General features: G+C 65.8%; 16 protein-coding genes. 12 read left to right on the forward strand and 4 right to left on the reverse strand.

All coding sequences use genetic code 11. The features are described from left to right. Positions 1–50: 50 nt before the first annotated feature. A complete protein-coding gene (locus AC1DGC_RS13380; protein WP_478048069.1) occupies positions 51–1,802 on the reverse strand; it encodes a GmrSD restriction endonuclease domain-containing protein in 1,752 nt (583 codons plus the stop codon). Between the two features lie 593 nt (positions 1,803–2,395). Here AC1DGC_RS13380 and AC1DGC_RS13385 point away from each other — a divergent pair. Genes AC1DGC_RS13385 through AC1DGC_RS13395 form a run of 3 tightly spaced genes read left to right on the forward strand, consistent with a single transcriptional unit; the run spans position 2,396 to position 3,502 of the window. Next, positions 2,396–2,734: a hypothetical protein gene (locus tag AC1DGC_RS13385; RefSeq protein WP_449334375.1), complete on the forward strand. Its 339-nt coding sequence runs from the start codon at positions 2,396–2,398 to the stop codon at positions 2,732–2,734. Beyond that, positions 2,731–3,090 (forward strand): hypothetical protein, encoded by a 360-nt coding sequence (locus AC1DGC_RS13390; protein ID WP_449334374.1) that lies wholly within the window; start codon positions 2,731–2,733, stop codon positions 3,088–3,090. The genes AC1DGC_RS13385 and AC1DGC_RS13390 overlap by 4 nt, the downstream gene beginning before the upstream one ends. Then, positions 3,077–3,502, forward strand: coding sequence for a hypothetical protein (locus AC1DGC_RS13395; RefSeq protein ID WP_478048070.1), 426 nt, complete (start codon positions 3,077–3,079; stop codon positions 3,500–3,502). The genes AC1DGC_RS13390 and AC1DGC_RS13395 overlap by 14 nt, the downstream gene beginning before the upstream one ends. A gap of 10 nt (positions 3,503–3,512) precedes the next feature. Here the strand turns inward: AC1DGC_RS13395 and AC1DGC_RS13400 are convergent, their stop codons facing one another. After that, positions 3,513–4,877 carry an aminotransferase-like domain-containing protein gene (locus AC1DGC_RS13400; RefSeq protein ID WP_478048071.1) on the reverse strand — a complete coding sequence of 455 codons (1,365 nt, stop codon included), beginning with the start codon at positions 4,875–4,877 and terminating at the stop codon, positions 3,513–3,515. A gap of 226 nt (positions 4,878–5,103) precedes the next feature. Here AC1DGC_RS13400 and cyoA point away from each other — a divergent pair, with 226 nt between their 5' ends. From cyoA to AC1DGC_RS13430, 6 genes are read left to right on the forward strand one after another with little or no spacing between them, the layout of a single operon-like run. Next, positions 5,104–6,045, forward strand: a complete 942-nt coding sequence (cyoA, locus tag AC1DGC_RS13405; RefSeq protein ID WP_478048190.1) for a ubiquinol oxidase subunit II — start codon at positions 5,104–5,106, stop codon at positions 6,043–6,045. Between the two features lie 2 nt (positions 6,046–6,047). After that, entirely contained in the window at positions 6,048–8,027 is a 1,980-nt protein-coding gene (cyoB, locus tag AC1DGC_RS13410; protein WP_449334371.1) for a cytochrome o ubiquinol oxidase subunit I, read from the forward strand. Then, positions 8,024–8,662 (forward strand): cytochrome o ubiquinol oxidase subunit III, encoded by a 639-nt coding sequence (gene cyoC, locus AC1DGC_RS13415; RefSeq protein ID WP_259202811.1) that lies wholly within the window; start codon positions 8,024–8,026, stop codon positions 8,660–8,662. The genes cyoB and cyoC overlap by 4 nt, the downstream gene beginning before the upstream one ends. Further along, the gene (gene cyoD / locus AC1DGC_RS13420; protein ID WP_394162144.1) at positions 8,659–9,012 is read left to right on the forward strand and encodes a cytochrome o ubiquinol oxidase subunit IV; all 354 of its coding nucleotides are present in this window, start codon (positions 8,659–8,661) and stop codon (positions 9,010–9,012) included. The genes cyoC and cyoD overlap by 4 nt, the downstream gene beginning before the upstream one ends. Then, complete coding sequence (locus tag AC1DGC_RS13425) at positions 9,009–9,491, forward strand: copper chaperone PCu(A)C (RefSeq protein WP_478048072.1); 483 nt, start codon at positions 9,009–9,011, stop codon at positions 9,489–9,491. Before cyoD ends, AC1DGC_RS13425 begins: the two co-directional genes overlap by 4 nt. Next, positions 9,488–10,057 (forward strand): SCO family protein, encoded by a 570-nt coding sequence (locus AC1DGC_RS13430; RefSeq protein WP_478048073.1) that lies wholly within the window; start codon positions 9,488–9,490, stop codon positions 10,055–10,057. Before AC1DGC_RS13425 ends, AC1DGC_RS13430 begins: the two co-directional genes overlap by 4 nt. 115 nt (positions 10,058–10,172) lie before the next feature. Here AC1DGC_RS13430 and AC1DGC_RS13435 read toward each other — a convergent pair whose 3' ends face one another. Next, positions 10,173–11,006, reverse strand: coding sequence for a class I SAM-dependent methyltransferase (locus tag AC1DGC_RS13435; protein ID WP_478048074.1), 834 nt, complete (start codon positions 11,004–11,006; stop codon positions 10,173–10,175). A gap of 78 nt (positions 11,007–11,084) precedes the next feature. On the opposite strand from AC1DGC_RS13435, the gene AC1DGC_RS13440 reads away from it, so the two are divergent. Beyond that, positions 11,085–11,519, forward strand: coding sequence for a MerR family transcriptional regulator (locus tag AC1DGC_RS13440; protein ID WP_394162136.1), 435 nt, complete (start codon positions 11,085–11,087; stop codon positions 11,517–11,519). Here the strand turns inward: AC1DGC_RS13440 and AC1DGC_RS13445 are convergent. Next, positions 11,473–12,744: an Nramp family divalent metal transporter gene (locus tag AC1DGC_RS13445; protein ID WP_478048191.1), complete on the reverse strand. Its 1,272-nt coding sequence runs from the start codon at positions 12,742–12,744 to the stop codon at positions 11,473–11,475. The genes AC1DGC_RS13440 and AC1DGC_RS13445 overlap by 47 nt on opposite strands. Before the next feature lie 184 nt (positions 12,745–12,928). Between AC1DGC_RS13445 and AC1DGC_RS13450 the strand changes: the two genes are divergently transcribed. Beyond that, positions 12,929–13,702 carry a hypothetical protein gene (locus AC1DGC_RS13450; protein WP_478048075.1) on the forward strand — a complete coding sequence of 258 codons (774 nt, stop codon included), beginning with the start codon at positions 12,929–12,931 and terminating at the stop codon, positions 13,700–13,702. Between the two features lie 90 nt (positions 13,703–13,792). After that, positions 13,793–14,770, forward strand: coding sequence for a zinc-binding dehydrogenase (locus AC1DGC_RS13455; RefSeq protein ID WP_478048076.1), 978 nt, complete (start codon positions 13,793–13,795; stop codon positions 14,768–14,770). The last annotated feature ends 14 nt before the right edge of the window (positions 14,771–14,784 follow it).

Raw genomic sequence — 14,784 nt, forward strand, 5'->3', positions numbered from 1 at the left:
GGCATGCACCACGCGCTCTCCGCCACCTTGGACCCGCATACCTCGCTCTGCTAGACGTCAGGGTTCAGAGCGACTTGAAGTGCGGCAGCAATGGCCGCGGAGCGCTTGGCCAAGAATCGCCCATAGTCGTCGTCAACAATTCCAAAATCCTTGGCGCTCCCGATGAAATGGGTCTTCAAGGAGCTCGCCAGCTTAGAATTGGCACCCTTGAACTCCTTCACGTAGAAGCTGGGCGCCTTCGCGCGGATCTTATTGTTTGAAGTGGCATCAATAAGCGTGATGTTGGCGATGAGATTCGACTCATAGTCCTTGAAGCGCTTGCTGACATACGCCTTTGGAAAGAAGTGATGGTAGTTGCGACTCGACGCGATTTTGAGGTTGGTGTTGTCGAGAATCACATCGCTGTCGTTATCCAGGTTCCTGGGCTTCTGCGATGCAAAAAGGCAGAGAATGGCTTTCACATACGAATTTCCGGCAGAGAACCAGGTCTCGGCAATGTCCTCCGCCGAGACGATCAGCTCGTCCGACGGATACTTTGGCGTTTGCGCCTTGAGTATCTGCCCCATCTTCTTCAGATCATCATCGATCTTCGTCTCGGTGGACCCACTGTATCGGCTGTTCAGGCCGACCCAATAGAAGAACTGCCTTAGAAGCTTCGTTTGCTTCTCGGTCGGCTTCTTGTTTCCATTCTTGTAGAAAAAGTATGTAAACGGTACTAGGAGCGAGGCGTATGGGAGGAGCAGAGAGACTGGTACGTGCAATGACGTACGGATGAAGTCGACGGCGGTAAACATGGACGACGCCATCGGATCCCAATTCGCGATGAATTTCTCTCTCCGGATCTTTAGGATGTCTTTGGCACGGACACTGCCCAGGGCAATGGCGGCAACTGCTTGGAGCACCGTGGCAGCAGGCACTGTCTCAAATTGGGCCTTGGCAAGACTCTTGCTTACCTCATCACTACCATTGACAAGTTCGTCATACTTCTGCGCGAGATCGAAATTCTTTGCGTCATCGTAGGTCATGGCAACCATGATTTCGAACAGCGTCAACGGCTTCCCGCCCGTATTGATGCGTGAGAAAACGTCGCATGCAACCTCAATAGGGTAGTCCTTGATCGTGATCGTCGCGAAATCGTATGTGGTCAGGTTGGTCTTGTACGCCTGGAACTTCTTGGCACGCTCTCTGCCAATCGTTTCAACGAAATCAAGCGCGTCGGAGGTCAGCATGGCATGTACTGACACGTACACCTTGCCATCTTGCTGCTGGCTGGTAACGATTTGTTCGTCGATCGAGGGGTCATAGTCAAGATTGACGTAAATATCCTTGTAATTGACTTCCTTGTTGTCCTTGGTGAGGCGTATGCCTTTGCGAATGGCATATAAGGACGTTATCCGCTGTTGACCGTCGAGGATGTACTGCGCGTAGTCACCCTTTGGCGTGTCGGGAAGGCGGTGATTGCCAATATCCTTGACGGTTCCGAGTGCCTCCCGTGTCTTCCAGAGGATGAAGGTTCCGATCGGGTAGCCCTTGAGAATGCTATCGATCAGCTTGGCACTCTGCTCTTTGTCCCAGACGAAATCCCGCTGGAACATGGGGAGCTTGATCTGGCCAGAGTCAATCTCGAGAAAGAGCGCCTCGTACTTCTTGTTCGCATTCTCAGGGCGCAGGAGAACTGGCTGGTCCGCTTGCGTTGAGATTTTTTTCGTTACCACTGGATGTCCCCTGTTAGTGTCCATACGAGCGTGGGTGGTGCAACAGCGGCAACAGACGATGTCACTCCATCTCCACACGTCGAGCATGCAGGGCAATCCGCCTCTGCTGTTCATTGGTCGCTGGCTGTCTGGCTGCCTGGCTGTCGCCGCGCCGGAGCATTCTATAAGGATGGAGATTCAGGAAGGCAAGATAGTCATGGTTCGGGAATCGAGCGCGCAGCCTCCCATGCGAAGTGCTGTCCCGGCACAGCTTGACCCATCCTGCCACTCCCCATCCGTCGTCATGCTGCTGGACCAGCGCGCCCTACGACATTCTCGTGCGCTCCTGATGCGCCAGCTTATTCGGCTGCCTCATCTGCCGGCGTGGCCACTGCCGGCCAGCTGCTGAATTCTGTTGGGCCCGCACCACATCGATTGTTGCGTTCCGCCAAAGTGAAGGGGAGTGATGGCCCAAGCGGCTGCTGTCGGCCTTCTTTTTCCTAGTGAATTGATGGGAGTTTCGCCGCCGGCCTTGTCGGCGTGGCGGCAGCGCCTGTAGAGTCGGCTCTCGCCGCCATCGGATCCGGTGCGGCAGGGAGCCGGTATCGCCCCGTGCGGACGGCAATGGAAAGGGAATGTCCAGGTCGGGGCCGCAGCGCGGACCGGCGGGGAACAGGCGCGCTGCGCCAAGGGGGCGTGGGATGGCGATTCTCGGTTTCTTCGTGGTGTTTCTGCTGTGCATGGGCCTGGCAAAGGCCGTCAACGCGATCCGCGGCAGGCTGACCGTCAATGGTGCGGCGATCCATCTGCTGCTCACCCTCGGCTTCGCCGTCTACATGGTGGTAAACGCGGTGCGCGCGGACCTGCCACCGGCCGCTTTCGGCTATGCGCTGGGGTACACGCTGACGCCGGCCCTGCTGGTGGGCGCGCTGGCCGCGTTCTTTTTCTTCAGGTTCCGGGCCGACAAGGCCGACCAGGCACGGGTTCATCGGTTGCGCGAGCAGCGCCTGCGCGCCGATGCGGATCAGGCCGCGCAATGAACAGCCAGCAGTTTGTCGCCGCGCTGGAAGCGTACGTGCAGGATGCGGCGACGGACGCGACGATCAGTGTCCTGCAATCGCCACCGGGAAGACGACCGCCGCAGGCGCGTCGCGAACGCTCCGCGTGGTACAACGGCTTGTCGGCACAGGACCAGGCGCAGGTGCGCAGCGTGGTGGCCGAGGCCACTGCAACGACCTTGTTCGGCATGCTGGCAGTGCTGGACGGTGCGCGCGTGGTTGATGATGAGAAGGGCAGGTTCGAGTTGTTCCACACGGGCCGTGAACGGACGCTGCTGAACCCGAACGGCATCGACCTGCACGATCTGTTGCGCAGGGCTGACGATGAAACTGGGTGAGCTCACTGCCTTCGGCCATAACGTGGCCGACTCGCTGGCCAGCGGCCTGTGCTTCATGATCGGCTTTTACACGCTGGATATCTTTGCGGAGGCCGCAGCGTCCCGCGAGGGCGAAATCGTGGTCAATTTCCTGACAGGGGAGACCGCGGGCAGCCCGGCCTCGGCCGAGGTTAAACAAGCCGTCGGCCAGTTCGCACAGCGACTGCCCGCGCTGGCGTCGCAGCACGGTCTGGACATCGGCCAGATCCGGGTTCTCTCCGCACGTTTCGGTACCGACAGAGTGGCAGGACCGCATTTCCAGGTGACGGTGGAGACCGCGGACGGTCGGCGCTCCATGGACCAGTACGTGGGCAATCCGGGCAGGCGTTACAGCCGACCGAGACGATCTCGCGTCGCACCCGTAACCGACTGACAGCGCCGGCCTAGACCGTCCAGCCGCCCTGGCCGGCGTCCACATGCATCAACTGGTCCAGCTGGCGCAGCGCCCGGTGCAGTTCCTGCCGGCTCGCGGCCGCCCCCAGCGAGATCCGCACCGCGTCCTGGATGGCGACCCCGTCCGGGGTGAACGCCGACGACGAGGCGATGCCCAATCCCTGCAGACGCGCCGCATGGGTGAGGCTGGCGGCGGTCCACTGTGGCGGCACGCGGCACCATGCGTGCACGCCGGCGCAGTGCTGCAGCAGCGTCGGCGACAGCGCCGACTGTGCCAGGTAGCGGCGCTCGGCCGCTTCGTTCTGCACCCGTGTGAGCAGCGCGGTGGCCGAGCCATCCAGGATCAACTGGGTGACCAGGGCATTCATCAACGGCGGCGCCATCAGGTTGACCGCGCGCAGCGCGTCCAGCATGCCCTGGCGTGACACGCCGTCGGGCAGGTGGACGAACGCCGTGTGCAGGCCCGGGCTCAGGCACTTGGACAACGTGGCGATGTAGCACGTGTGCTGCGGCGCCAGCCGGGCGAGCGGGGCAGGGGCATCGTCGACCAGCAGCCAATACGGATCGTCTTCGATGAGGCGGAGGTCCTGTGCGCGCAGGACCTCGGCCAGCTGCGCCCGGCGCGCGTCGGGCACGGTATGGGCGGTGGGGTTCTGCGCGGTCGGATTGAGGTACACCACCTTCGCCCCGCTCGCGCGTGCCTGCCGGCGGAGTGCATCCGGGCGCATGCCGTGCTCGTCGCACGCCACCACCTGCAGCGTGCGTTGCAGGACCCGCGCCGCATGCAGCAGGCCGGGATAAACCAGCGGTTCGCACAGGATCGTGTCGCCGGCATCGGTGAGCGCCAGCAGCAGCGCCGACAGCGCGGCCTGTGCGCCTTCGGTCACCACCAGCCGATCGCTGTCCACCTTGCCCAACATCGGCTTGAGCCACTGCTGCGCGGCCAGATGATCGGCGCGGCTGCCGCCGCCGACGTGGTAGGTCATCAGGTTGCCGGCGTCGCTGCGCGTGAGCACCGTGGACAGGCCACGCCGCAGCATGTCGGCCACCTCGCCACCGGGCGGGGGCGGCGGCAGGTTCATGCTCAGGTCCACCACCTGGTCCAGCGCCACTGTGGGCGGGGCAATGAACGAGCCCAGGGGGCCGCGTGCGTCGACCAGCCCACGCTTGCGTGCTTCGGTGAACGCACGGGTGACGGTGGTCAGGTCCACGCCCAGCGCGGTGGCGAGGGCGCGCTGGGCGGGCAGGCGGGCGCCGGGGCGCAGCGTACCGGACCAGACCGCGCGTTCCAGCGCCTGCACGATACGCAGGTAGATCGGCCCGTGGCCATCGGCGATGAGGGTGTTCCACTGCATCGGCGCATCTTACGCCCGCACCGGTCGGCGGCTGCGACAGTGTGTCGCATCATGTAGGGATCATGTCGTTGCCTAACGTACGCGGCTGCGGCGGGCACCCCCCATGCATATCGGTCATGCAGGGGGGTGTTCGCCACTTCTCATGATCCGGGCCACAGGGCCCGGCACTGCGTTGGAAGGGCCGACCCGCATGAACCCCGCTACACAACACGCTCGCCGCACCACGCTGGCCGGTAGGGCCCGCGCCGCACGCTGGTTGGGCACGGCAGCGCTGCTGCCGCTGCTCACCGGGTGCAGTTCGCTGGAACTGTTCAACCCCATGGGCAGCATCGCCGAGCAGGAGATGCAGCTGATCCTGGTCTGCACCGGGCTGATGCTGCTGGTGGTGATCCCGGTGATCCTGCTCACGCTGTACTTCGCCTGGCGCTACCGCGAGGGCAACACCACGGCGACCTACGCGCCGGACTGGTCGCATTCCACCGCCATCGAGGTGGTGATCTGGACCATCCCGTGCCTGATCATCGTGGTGCTGGCGGTACTGATCTGGAAGAGCACCCACGCGTTGGACCCGTACAGGCCGATCGCATCGGACAAGGCGCCGCTGCGCGTTGAAGTGGTGGCGTTGAACTGGAAGTGGCTGTTCATCTACCCCGACCACAACGTGGCCACGGTCAACGAGCTGGTGATGCCAGTGGATACGCCGGTGGCGTTCAAGCTGACCTCCGAGTCGATGATGAACGCCTTCTTCGTACCGCAGCTGGGCAGCATGGTCTACACCATGGCCGGCATGCAGACCCGCCTGCACCTGATCGGGCACACCCCGGGCACCTATGCCGGGATGTCCTCGGCCTACAGCGGCGCCGGCTTCTCGGACATGAAGTTCCCGGCACGGGTAGTCACCGACGCCGATTTCGCCAGCTGGCTGGCGCAGGCCCGCAGCAGTGGCGACCACCTCGGCGCCACCCGCCTGGCCGAACTGGAGACGCCTACCCACGGCTCGCCGCTGCTTCGTTTCAGTGCGGTGGATAGCGGGTTGTTCGACAGCATCGTGCGCCGCCACGGCGGCATGCCCGATGACGAGATCTGCCTGCCGGGCGAAGCGCCCGGGGCGAAAACCCAACTCGTGAGCCTGGCCGCGCCTGCCGCCAGCCGTACCGCGGAGAACTGATTGTGCTTGGAAAGTTGAACCTCGAAGCGATTCCCTACCACGACCCGATCATCATGTCGGCGCTGGCCGGGTCGCTGCTGCTGGGCGTGGCGATCATCGCGGCGATCACCTACTTCAAGAAGTGGGGCTACCTGTGGACCGAGTGGATCACCTCGGTGGACCACAAGAAGATCGGCGTGATGTACATCCTGCTGGCGCTGGTCATGCTGGTGCGCGGCTTCGCCGATGCGCTGATGATGCGCGCCCAGCAGGCCATCGCGGCCAACGATGCCGCCGGCTACCTGCCGCCGGAACACTACGACCAGATCTTCACCGCGCACGGGGTGATCATGATCTTCTTCGTGGCGACCCCGCTTATCGTGGGGCTGATGAACATCGTGGTGCCGCTGCAGATCGGCGCGCGCGACGTGGCGTTCCCATTCGTCAACTCGCTCAGCTTCTGGCTGTCGGCGGTAGGCGCGGTACTGGTGATGCTGTCGATGTTCGTCGGCGATTTCGCCGCCACCGGCTGGGTGGCCTATCCGCCGCTGTCGGGCATCCAGTACAGCCCGACGGTGGGCGTGGACTACTACATTTGGTCGCTGCAGGTTTCCGGCATCGGCACCACGCTGACCGGCCTCAACTTCATCGTCACCATCCTCAAGATGCGTGCGCCGGGCATGGACCTGATGAAGATGCCGGTGTTCACCTGGACGGCGCTGATCACCAACATCCTGATCGTGGCGATCTTCCCGGTGCTGACCGCCACCCTCGTCCTGTTGAGCATGGACCGCTATTTCGGCATGCACTTCTTCACCAATGACGCCGGCGGCAACGCCATGATGTACGTCAACCTGATCTGGATCTGGGGCCACCCGGAAGTCTACGTGCTGATCCTGCCGTGCTTCGGCGCGTTCTCGGAGATCATCGCCACGTTCTCGGGCAAGCCGCTGTTCGGCTACCGTTCGATGGTCTACGCCACCTGCTCGATCGGCGTGCTGTCGTTCTTCGTCTGGCTGCACCACTTCTTCACCATGGGCTCCGGCGCGAACGTGAATGCCTTCTTCGGCATCATGACCTCGATCATCTCCATCCCGACCGGGGTGAAGCTGTTCAACTGGCTGTTCACCATGTACCGCGGCCGCATCCGCTACCACTCCTCGACGATGTGGACGATCGGCTTCATGGTCACCTTCGCCATCGGCGGCATGACCGGCGTGATGCTGGCGATCCCGGGGGCGGACTTCGTGCTGCATAACAGCCTGTTCCTGATCGCGCACTTCCATAACGTGATCATCGGCGGGGTGGTGTTCGGCTGTCTGGCCGGCATCACCTTCTGGTTCCCGAAGGCGTTCGGTTTCACCCTCAACGAGCGCTGGGGCAAGGTCTCGTTCTGGTGCTGGCTGGTCGGCTTCTACCTGGCCTTCATGCCGCTGTACGTGCTGGGCTTCAAGGGCATGACCCGGCGCATGAACCATTACGCGGTGGAGGGTTGGCAGCCGTGGTTGATCGTGGCCGCCATCGGCGCACTGGTGATCGCCGCCGGCATCGCCGCGATGTTCATCCAGTTCTATGTGAGCGTGCGCGACCGCAAGGCCAACCTGGACCTCACCGGCGACCCGTGGAACGCGCGCAGCCTGGAGTGGGCCACCGCGTCGCCGCCGCCGTTCTACAACTTCGCCACATTGCCCGCGATCACCTCGCTGGAACAGCACTGGGACGACAAACAGCACGGCCGTGCCTGGCAGCGCCGGGACAGTTACGAGGACATCCACATGCCGCGCAACACCGCCGCCGGCGTGGTGATCTCCGCGTTCAGCCTGGTGCTGTGCTTCGCCCTGGTCTGGCATATGTGGCTGCTGGCCGCGATTGGCCTCGTAGGCGCGATCGCCACCTTCGTACTGCGCTCGTATGACCGTGACGTGGACTACTACGTGCCCGCCGCCGAGGTGAAGCGCATCGAAGACGCCTACTTCGCGAAGCTGGAAGGAGCCAAGGCATGAGCGGCGATACCCTGACCGCTGCCACGCAGCACGCACAGCTCGCGGCCGGTCACCACGACCCTGCCCACGAGCACCACGACGAGGGCAACAAGACCGTCGTCGGGTTCTGGATGTACCTGATGGGCGACTGCCTGATCTTCGCGGTGCTGTTCGCCACCTTCGGCGTGCTGCTCAACGGGACGGCCGACGGCCCCAGCGGCAAGGAACTGTTCAAGCTCGGCTTCGTGCTCTCCGAAACGGTGGTGCTGCTGCTCAGCAGCTTCACCTTCGGCCTGGCGATGCTCGGCATGCAGGCGGGCAGGCGCAACCGGGTGGTGGGCTGGCTGGCCGTGACCGGCGTGCTCGGTGCGGTCTTCATCGGCATGGAGCTGTACGAGTTCGCCGAGCTGATCCATGAAGGCGCCACACCGGATGTGAGCGCCTACCTCTCGGCGTACTTCACGCTGGTGGCCACCCACGGGCTGCACGTCACCTTCGGCCTGCTGTGGCTGGCCATCATGATCCACCAGGTGCTGACCTTCGGCCTGGACGGGATCGTGCGCCGCCGCCTGGCGTGCCTGAGCCTGTTCTGGCACTTCCTGGACCTGATCTGGATCTGTGTGTTCACCTTCGTCTACCTGCGGGAGTTTGTATGAGCGCGAACGCGCCTGATGCCGATCACGGTGGCGGCCACGCCACGCTGAAGGGCTACCTCCTCGGCCTGCTGCTGTGCCTGGCCCTGACCGGCGCCTCGTTCGGCGTGGTCATGACCGATCTGCTCCCGCAGCCGCTGCGGCTGACCGCCATCGTGGTGCTGTGCGTGGTGCAGCTGGTGGCGCAGCTGGTGCTGTTCCTGCACATCGGGGCAGGGCGCAGCCAGCGCGAGAACACCGGCATCTTCCTGTGCACGGCGTTCCTGATCGCCATCGTGGTGGCCGGATCGCTGTGGGTGATGCATAACGCCAACCTCAACATGATGCCGATGCAGATGTCGGGCACGCCATGAGCCGTTCATCCCGCGCATTCCTGCTGGCCGGGCTGCTGCTGTCCTCCCCGGTGATGCCGGCGGTGGCTGCGGCCGCGCAGGCCCCCACCACGCCAACGGTGTCGGTCAGCGATCCCTGGGTCCGCCTGCCACCGCCAGCGGCGAATGTGGCCGCCGGGTATGTGCATCTGCATAACGGCGGCGCTGAGGACCGGCTGCTGTCGGCGGCGTCCCCGGCGTTTGCCGAGGTACAGATCCATGCCATGCGCATGGACGGTGACGTGATGCGCATGCAGGCGCTGCCCGACGGCCTGGCCTTGCCGGAGCGCCAGAGCGTCGCGCTGCAGCCCGGGGGCTACCACCTGATGCTGCTCAAGCCGCGCCGGCCGTTGTCGGCGGGGCAGGCGGTGCGGGTCACGCTCCAGTTCGCCCGCAGCGCACCGCAGGGGGTGGACTTCAGCGTGCGTGATGGGCTGGTGCCGCACGGAGCGGCGAAGTGAGGCGCTGGCTGGCCGCGGGCATCGTGACGGCGGCGCTGCTGGCCGGTTGCGCCGATGGCGCGGCGCCGGTGATGGGCCAGGCGGCCCTCGGGACGGTCAGGCTTGCGAGCAGCGACGGGCGCACGCTTGCAATCCGTGACCTGCAAGGCAAGCCGACGCTGCTGTTCTTCGGCTTCACCCATTGCCCCGAGGTGTGCCCGCTGAGCCTGGTCAAGGCGGTGCAGATCAAGCGGCGGCTGGGCCCTGCGGCGGAACACCTGCAGGTGGCCTTCGTCACCGTCGACCCGCAGCGCGATACGCCGGCGCACCTGCGTGCGTATCTGGCCGCCTTCGATACGACGTTCCTGGGCCTGGCCGGCGACGAGGCCGGTACCCGCGCCATCGCCGAGAGCCTGGGCGTGAGCTATCGGCGCGTCGGCGAAGGCGACCTGGCAACCTTCGAGCACACGGCGTCGTGGTTCCTGCTCGGTGCCGACGGGCAACTGCAGGACGTCTATGGCTACGCCATGAGCGAGCAGGCCATCGTTGACTCGCTGCGGCGACGCCTGGCGGTGACCGGCGGCTGACCCGGCCGACGGCCACGGCCCGGGGGAATGCGCTGCCATGTGCCTGCTCGCGCCGACCTCGTCGGCGCTGCAGCGGATCGGCACGCTGACGGTCCGGCGCTGATTCCACCGTCGCTCACCTTGCCAGGGCCCGCACGTCCCAGCAGGCGGCAGTGAACGTCACGCAATCGCCGTCCAGGAACGGCTCGAACGCACGCAGCACCGCGTCGAGCACCTGCGTTCGGATGTGCGCAGCAAGGGCGCCGTTGCGCAGTGCGCTTCCCACCGGTCCCAGCAACGAGACGTACGTGGCGAGATCCGCACGGTCGATGCGGCACACGGCATCCAGCGGCAGCAGCTCGACATCCTCCCAGCCGGCGTCGCCCAGGATCTGCTCGACCCGGGCCTGATCGGCAAACGCAAACTGACCCGGTGCGCCGGGCTGGCGCGGTGGCAACGCCAGCCAGGGCAACGCGGCGCGCTCGGCGGTGGTCATGAAGGCATTTTCCTCGGCCCCGCGCCAGGCCAGCGCCTGCAGCACCGCGCCGCGCCTGGCGGCGCGCCGTAGCTGGCCGAACGCCTGTACCGGGTCATCGAAGAACATCACGCCGAAGCGCGACACGATCCGGTCCAGGCGCCCCGGGGCGAACGCGTGCCGCTGCGCGTCGGCGACGAGGAAGTCCACCGCCAGCCCGGCGCGCTGCGCGCGCTCGCGCGCCAAGGCGATCATCGGCGCGGAGATGTCGGCCCCGGCGACGCGTGCTTCCGGACCCAGGCTGGCGGCAATTCCCAATGCCACCGCGCCGGTGCCGCAGCCCACGTCCAGCACCTGCGCGTCGGCGCCCGGCGCGAGGCTGTCGAGCAGGTGGCTGGCCAGCGGCGCGAACATCTGGTCGAGAATGCGCTGCGCTTCCACCCATGCCTCACCGGCCGGGCCATTCCATAACGCGTGCTGCGTGGTATCGGTCATTGCGTGGCTCGGTCCGGGCTTGCGAGTGGGATGGGAAGGTCGCACTGTGGCACTTCAAGTGGGCTTGAGGTCAAGCGGATGCAGGAACTGGATATCGGCGAGGTGGCGCGACGGGCGGGGCTGGCCCCATCGGCCCTGCGGTATTACGAGGAAAAGGGCCTGATCCGCTCGGTGGGCCGGCGCGGGCTGCGTCGCGTGTTTGCCGAGGAGGTGATGGAGCGCCTGGCCCTGGTCGCGCTGGGCAGGGCGGCGGGACTCTCGCTGGAAGAGATTGGCGCGATGCTCAGCGCTGACGGTGGCACCCGCATCGACCGCGCACGCTTGGCGGCCCGGGCCGATGCGCTCGACCAGGGCATCGCCCGGATGACCGCGATGCGCGACGGCCTGCGCCATGCCGCCGCCTGCCGCGCGAGCAGTCACCTGGCGTGCCCGCGTTTCCGTGCCTTGATGCGCCGGGCCACGCCGCTCAGCCCCGGCCCACATCCACCAGCAGCTTCAGGTTCAACACGATGATCAGCCCGCCGATCAGCCAGGACAGCACGATCAGCCAGCGTGGCGCCACCAGCGCGCCCATCCTGGCCTTGTCCGATACGAACCGTACCAGCGGCACCACGGCGAACGGCAGCTGCATCGAGAGCAGCACCTGGCTCAGCACCAGCAGGCGTGCGGTGCCTTGCTCGCCATAGATGGCCGTGACCACCACCACCGGCACGATCGCGATGCCGCGGGTGATCAGGCGCCGCGCCCACGGCGCGATCCGCAGCCGCAGGAAACCTTCCATCACGATCTGGCCGGCCAGTGTCGCGGTCACGGTGGAGTTGATGCCCGAGGCGAGCAGGGCGACCGCGAACAACGTCGAGGCCAGCCCGACCCCCAGCATCGGCGCGAGCAGCTCGTAGGCCTGCTCGATCTCCTGCACGTCGGTCCGGCCATGCGCATGGAACACCGCCGCGGCCAGGATCAGGATGGATGCGTTGATGAACAACGCCAGCATCAGGGCGATGGTGCTGTCGGTCACCGCCCAGCGCAGCGCACTGCGGCGACCGGCATCCGTGCGCGGGTAGGCACGGGTCTGCACGATGGACGAATGCAGGTACAGATTGTGCGGCATCACGGTGGCGCCGATGATGCCGATCGCCAGGTACAGCGCCTTGGGATCGGTCACCACCTGCGCGTGCGGAACGAACCCGGCCAGCACCGCCTGCAGCGGCGGCGCGGCGATGAAGATCTGGATCGCAAAGCAGCCGAAGATCACCAGCAGCAGCGCGATCACGAACGCTTCGAGTGCGCGGAAGCCACGGTTCATCAGCAGCAGCACCAGCACCACGTCCACGGCGGTGATGATCGCGCCAGCCAGCAGCGGGATGCCGAACAGCAGCTTCAAGGCGATCGCCGTGCCGATCACTTCGGCCAGGTCGCAGGCAATGATCGCGATCTCGCACAGCAGCCACAGGCCCAGATTGACCGGCCGCGAATAGTGGTCGCGGCACGCTTGGGCCAGATCGCGCCCGGTCGCGATGCCCAGCCGCGCCGACAGCCCCTGCAGCACGATCGCCATCAGGTTGGAGAGCAGGATCACCGAGAGCAGCAGGTAACCGAACTGTGCACCGCCGGCGATGTCGGTGGCCCAGTTGCCGGGGTCCATGTAGCCGACGGAGATCATGTAGCCGGGGCCAAGGAAGGCCAACAAGCGGAACCACCAATGGCCGCCGGTGGGCACGGCAACGCTGGCGTTCATCTCACCCAGGCTGGGGCTGTGGCTGTCCGGGGACGGCCAGGCGGGGGAGGTGTCGGGGCGGCGTTGGATGTCCACGGCCGCAATATAGCAGAGGCTATGTTATCAAGGCTTTGCAATCTGCGGCCTCCCAACGCCTTAACCCTGAACCGCGTATCGTCACCGCTCTTTGAGTTGGAGTGGATGCATGCGTTGGATCGTGTTGTTGGCCGCATTGGCCATGCCGGTGGTGTCGTGGTTCTCGCAATCCGGCGCATTCGGCCCGACCAATGGCGCGATTTCCGACCGCTATCCCACCTTGCTGGTGGCCGCGGGGTACGCGTTTGCGATCTGGGGCGTGATCTTCCTGTGGGACGTGATCTTCGGGCTGTGGCAACTGCGTCGCCGCCGCCCGGACCTGCCCGGGGTGCGTGGCTGGGCGGCAGCGGGCTTCGCGCTGACGGCCGCGTGGATGCCGGTGTTTTCCAGCCAGTGGTTCCTGCCCGCGCTGGCGATCATCTGGGCCGCGCTGGTGTGCCTGCTGATGGCAGCCGTGCGCGCCGCGCCCATCGACGCGACCGGCGGCCAGCGCGCCTGGGCGGCGTATCCACTGGCCCTGCACGCCGGCTGGCTGACGATGGCCGCCTTCCTCAACACGGCCCAGGTGATCGTGGCCTATCAGTGGCTGCCCACCGCCGACATGTTCGGCTGGAGCGTGGTGCTGCTGGCCCTGGCCACGCTGCTGGCCTGGGCGATGAACCAGCGCCTGCGTGGGCATTTTGCCTACCCGGCCGCCGTGGTGTGGGCACTGGTCGGTGTGTACGTGAAGCAGTCGGGCTGGCGCCTGCCGGGTGCCGATACGGTGTCGGTGCTGGCGCTGGCGATTGCCGCGCTGCTGGTGCTGCAGACGTTGCTGCTGCGCACGCGGGCGTGGCGTCATCCGACCGTAGCGGTCGTGGCCGCGCACCGCCATCGGCGTTGAGGTCCTACGCGTTTCCGGGCACCGCGCGTGCCCCTGCAAGGCCGGGCGCTGCCCGGCAATCCCCCATTGAACTGGCAACAGGAGAATTCCATGCGCGCTGCATTGCATGACACCTTTGGCGATCCCACCGTCGTGCTGCACGGAGGCGAGGTGCCCGCCCCGCAACCGGCCGCGGGCGAGGTGCGTATCCGCACCGTGCTGGCCCCCATCCACAACCATGACCTGTGGACCGTCCGCGGCAAGTACGGTTACACGCCCACGCTGCCGGCCGTTGCCGGCAGTGAAGCGACCGGCGTGATCGATGCGCTGGGCGAGGGCGTGCAAGGCCTGACGGTAGGCCAGCGGGTCAGCGCCGCGTCAGTGCATGGCACCTGGGCCGAGCAGTTCATCGCACCGGCGAAGATGGTGATTCCGATGCCGGATGCGATCGACGATGAAACCGCGGCGCAGCTGATCGCGATGCCGCTCAGCGCGCTGATGCTGCTGGAGTTCCTGCAGGTACGCGAGGGCCAGTGGATCCTGCAGAACGCCGCCAACGGCGCGGTCGGCAAGGCGCTTGCGATGCTGTCCAAGGCGCGCGGCGTGCACTGCGTCAACCTCGTGCGCCGCGACGCCGGCGTCGCGGAAATGGACGCGCTGGGCATCGAAAACACGATTTCCACCGCCAGGTCGGACTGGATGGCGCAGGTGCAGGCCACGGTCGGCGAGGCATCGATCGCCGCGGCGGTCGACTCGGTGGGCGGGCGCGCCAGCAGCGAACTGATGACCCTGCTGGGCGATGGGGGCACGCTGGTGTCGTTCGGCTCGATGACCGGGGAGCCGATGCAGCTCAACTCGGGCGACGTGATCTTCAAGCAGGCCACTGTGAAGGGCTTCTGGGGCAGCAAGGTCAGCCAGGCCATGGCCCCGGACGACAAGCGCCGCCTGGTCGGTGAGCTGCTGCAACTGGCCGCGCGCGGTGGGTTGAGCCTGCCGGTGGACGGTGTGTTCGGGCTGGATGCGGTGGCCGATGCCGCCAAGGCCAGCCTCGAGCCGGGCCGCAACGGCAAAGTGCTGCTGCGCCCGTGAGGGCGTCGCCGGAT

Source organism: Stenotrophomonas sp. 05N37 (assembly GCF_056397365.1).

Bases quoted from the DNA above. Each gene is read 5' to 3' on its own strand.
- AC1DGC_RS13380 (WP_478048069.1), bottom strand. From the start codon at position 1,802: ATGCTCGACGTGTGGAGATGGAGTGACATCGTCTGTTGCCGCTGTTGC.
- AC1DGC_RS13385 (WP_449334375.1), top strand. From the start codon at position 2,396: ATGGCGATTCTCGGTTTCTTCGTGGTGTTTCTGCTGTGCATGGGCCTG.
- AC1DGC_RS13390 (WP_449334374.1), top strand. From the start codon at position 2,731: ATGAACAGCCAGCAGTTTGTCGCCGCGCTGGAAGCGTACGTGCAGGAT.
- AC1DGC_RS13395 (WP_478048070.1), top strand. From the start codon at position 3,077: ATGAAACTGGGTGAGCTCACTGCCTTCGGCCATAACGTGGCCGACTCG.
- AC1DGC_RS13400 (WP_478048071.1), bottom strand. From the start codon at position 4,877: ATGCAGTGGAACACCCTCATCGCCGATGGCCACGGGCCGATCTACCTG.
- cyoC (WP_259202811.1), top strand. From the start codon at position 8,024: ATGAGCGGCGATACCCTGACCGCTGCCACGCAGCACGCACAGCTCGCG.
- cyoD (WP_394162144.1), top strand. From the start codon at position 8,659: ATGAGCGCGAACGCGCCTGATGCCGATCACGGTGGCGGCCACGCCACG.
- AC1DGC_RS13425 (WP_478048072.1), top strand. From the start codon at position 9,009: ATGAGCCGTTCATCCCGCGCATTCCTGCTGGCCGGGCTGCTGCTGTCC.
- AC1DGC_RS13435 (WP_478048074.1), bottom strand. From the start codon at position 11,006: ATGACCGATACCACGCAGCACGCGTTATGGAATGGCCCGGCCGGTGAG.
- AC1DGC_RS13440 (WP_394162136.1), top strand. From the start codon at position 11,085: ATGCAGGAACTGGATATCGGCGAGGTGGCGCGACGGGCGGGGCTGGCC.
- AC1DGC_RS13445 (WP_478048191.1), bottom strand. From the start codon at position 12,744: ATGAACGCCAGCGTTGCCGTGCCCACCGGCGGCCATTGGTGGTTCCGC.
- AC1DGC_RS13450 (WP_478048075.1), top strand. From the start codon at position 12,929: ATGCGTTGGATCGTGTTGTTGGCCGCATTGGCCATGCCGGTGGTGTCG.
- AC1DGC_RS13455 (WP_478048076.1), top strand. From the start codon at position 13,793: ATGCGCGCTGCATTGCATGACACCTTTGGCGATCCCACCGTCGTGCTG.